We start from the raw sequence: 3297 nt of genomic DNA on the forward strand, positions 1-3297 counted from the left end.
GTGCAACGACCGGCTCGCCGGTCAGGGCGCTCTCGAGGATCTTCTCCTTGCGCACGTAGTGCGAGAAGCGTTCGTGGTCGCCCGGCTCCTGGAGCTCCTCACGGACCTCCTCGCGCTCGATCGTCGCCGTGCCCGTGCTGCGCAGCGGCTGCGGCTCGTTCTCGAAGGGGTCGGGAGGCATCGTGCTCATGTCGCGAGTGTAGGACGGGACGCGGCGCCCTCGAGCAGCCGTGCACCGGCCGGATAGGTGGCGAGGACCCCGGGCAGCGCGCCCGGGGTCCCGGAGAGCAGCACGGCCTCGACGCCGGCCCGCGGGGCCGTGGGGTCGGCCGCCAGCCCGAGGCGGCGCAGGGTCTGGCGGGCGACGGCGACCGGGGAGTCGAAGATCGTGACGCCGACCGGGACGGCGGCGGCGATCCGGTCCGCGACGAGACCGTAGTGCGTGCAGCCGAGGACGAGCGAGCGGACCCCCGGCGGCGTGCGCTCGGCCGCCGCGGCGACCGCGTCGTCGATGGCGTCGAGGTCACCGGACTCGATGGCCTCGGCGAGGCCGAGCGCCGCCACCGCGTGGGTCTCGACGTCGGCTGCGAACGCGTCGACGAGGCCGCGCAGGTAGTCGCTGGAGGTCGTGGCGGCCGTCGCCCACACGGCGACGGGTCCCCCGCCGGCAGCGGCCGGGCGGATGGCCGGGACGGTGCCGATGACCGGCACCGCGGGCTCGAGCTCGGCCCGTACGGCGTCGAGCCCGTGCACCGACGCGGTGTTGCACGCGACGACCACCGCGTCGGGGGCGTGCTCGAGCGCGGCCCGGGCGAGGTCGAGGACGAGGTGGCGCACGTCCTCGGGGGTGCGTGGCCCGTACGGCATGTTGTCCGGGTCCATCGCGAGCACGAGCCCGAGGTCGGGACGCAGCGTCTGCAGGGCGTCGGCGTAGGCGACGAGGCCCAGACCACTGTCGACGAAGGCGACACGCCTCCGCGGGGTTGACGGCGCGGACGGCTGGACAGAGGGCGCGGTGGGGCCGATGAGGTCCAAGGGTGGCACCGTCAGTTCATCGTCGGGTCGTCGGGGAAGCTCGCGACGTAGGCGAGGCCGTCGCGCTGGCGGCGCAGCACGGCCCGCCACAGGTCGTCCGGCTCGGACGTGAACGCGTCGCGCACCTCCGCGTCGACGACGTACCAGTCGCCCCGGAGGATCTCGCCCTCCAGCTGCCCGGCGTCCCAGCCGGAGTAGCCGGCGAAGATCCGCATCCCCGCCAGCTCGGCCGCGACGACGGGCGTCGGCACGTCGAGGTCGACGAGCCCGATCGAGCCGAAGAGGCGCTTGACGCCGAGCGGCTCGGGCACGTCTCCGGGCACCGTGACGATGCCCAGCGCCGACGAGGTGGACACCGGGCCGCCCTGGAAGATGACCTGCGGAGCCGTGACGACGCGCTCCCACCCGGGCAGGACCGAGTCCACGCCCGCGGTCAGGGGCTTGTTGAGCACGACGCCCTGGGCGCCGCCCTCGTCGTGGTGGAGCATGAGCACGACCGAGCGGTGGAAGACGTCGCCGCCGACGGAGGGCGTTGCCACGAGCAGACGGCCGGTGTGGAAGCGCGGGCTCACGGGCCCAGCCTTCCACACCGGCCGATCGGGTCGCCGACGCCGCGGGGCGTCGCGACGGGATGGTTCTCCGGGTTGCTCAGAAGCGGGCGCCGCGGCGGTTCGGACGCTCGTCGTCACCCCAGCGGGACACCAGGCCCTGGTCGCGGTCGCGGTCGCGGCCGCGACGACCGTCGCGCCCGTCACGGTCGCGGTGGCCGCCGTGGTGGGGGCGGACGCCGTCCCGCGAGCCATGGCGCGGGCCGCGGGGGCCGGCCGGGCCGCGTCGGTGCTGCTTCGGGCCGGCGATGAGGCGCTGGAAGTCCTCCTCGGCGATCGCGACGCCGCTCGGCGTCGCGGCGCCGGTGGCCGCGATGATCGCGTCGCCGGGCGTGGCCCGGACCGGCGCGATGTCGAGGCCGGCGTCCTTGAGCTGGCGCTCCATCGTCTTGCGCTGGTGCGGCAGCGCGAGGGTCACCACGGTGCCCTTGTCACCGGCGCGGGCCGTGCGGCCCGAGCGGTGCAGGTAGTCCTTGTGGTCGGCCGGCGGGTCGACCTGCAGGACGACCGACACGTCGTCGACGTGGATGCCGCGGGCGGCGACGTCGGTCGCGACGAGCACCGGCAGGGTGCCGTCGCGGAACGCGCCGAGGACGCGGTTGCGCTGGCCCTGGTTGAGGCCTCCGTGCAGCGCCGCGGCCATGACGCCCTGCTCACGCAGCTGCAGCGCGATGCGGTCGGCGCCGAGCTTGGTCCGGCAGAAGACGACCGTGCGGCCCTCCCGGTTGGCGACCTCGGCGGTGATGACCTTCTTGTGCTGCGGGTCGATGAGGAGCACGTGGTGCTCCATCGTCTCGACCGAGGCCGTGGCGTCGTCGGTCGAGTGGACGACCGGCTCGTCGAGGTACTTCGCGACGAGGTCGTCGATGCCACGGTCGAGCGTCGCCGAGAAGAGGAGGCGCTGGCCCTCGGCGGGAATCCGGTCGAGGGTCGTCGTGATCTCGGCCATGAAGCCCATCTCGGCCATGTGGTCGGCCTCGTCGAGGACCGTGATGGTGATGTCGTCCATCTCGACGGCGCCGCGCTCGAGCAGGTCGTTGAGGCGGCCCGGCGTCGCGATGAGGATGTCGACGCCCTTGTTGAGCGCGTTGATCTGGGTCGTGTAGCTCAGGCCGCCCGCCACGAGCTTGTGGCGCAGACCGGTGACGTGCACGAGCGGCTCGAGGGCGTCGGAGACCTGCATGGCCAGCTCACGCGTCGGCGTGAGGATCAGCGCGTGCGGCCGGCGCGGGCGGCGGGGCGCCTCGGCCTCGAGCAGGCGGGCGATGAGCGGCAGGCCGAACGCGAGGGTCTTGCCCGAGCCGGTCTGGCCACGGCCGAGGACGTCCTTGCCCGCGAGGGCGTCGGGAATCGTCGCGGCCTGGATCGGGAACGGCGTCGTGATCCCGTCGCGGGCGAGGCGCTCGACGAGCCGCTCGGGCAGCCCGAGGGCGGCGAAGCCGTTGTCGGCGGCAACCTCGACGGGGCCGTCGGAGACCGGCTTGCGCGTGGCCTTGGTCCACGTGTCGGCGTCCATGCGCTCGGCCTCGGCGTCCTCGAAGCTCATCGGGGCGCGGTCGGCGTCGCGGCCGGAGAAGCGGTCGTCGCGTTCGAAGCGGGGCCGGTCGAAGCGGGGACGGTCGTCACGGCGCTGGAAGCCGCGGTCGCCACGGTC

The 3297-nt window shown here is 74.3% G+C and carries 4 protein-coding genes; all 4 read right to left on the reverse strand.

The window, feature by feature from the left end; genetic code table 11:
* Positions 1-190 (reverse strand): DUF3039 domain-containing protein (locus ACR9ZK_RS21095; protein WP_481343926.1); only part of this gene is annotated, 190 nt, incomplete at its 3' end.
* Complete coding sequence (locus ACR9ZK_RS21100; protein WP_481343927.1) at positions 187-1044, reverse strand: glutamate racemase; 858 nt, start codon at positions 1042-1044, stop codon at positions 187-189. The genes ACR9ZK_RS21095 and ACR9ZK_RS21100, both read right to left, overlap by 4 nt.
* Positions 1045-1046: 2 nt before the next feature.
* Positions 1047-1607 carry a YqgE/AlgH family protein gene (locus ACR9ZK_RS21105; protein WP_481343928.1) on the reverse strand — a complete coding sequence of 187 codons (561 nt, stop codon included), beginning with the start codon at positions 1605-1607 and terminating at the stop codon, positions 1047-1049.
* A 76-nt stretch (positions 1608-1683) separates the two neighbouring features.
* On the reverse strand, positions 1684-3297 hold a 1614-nt coding region (locus ACR9ZK_RS21110), incomplete at its 5' end, for a DEAD/DEAH box helicase (protein ID WP_481343929.1).

Source organism: Monashia sp. HAY1-5C (assembly GCF_056755255.1).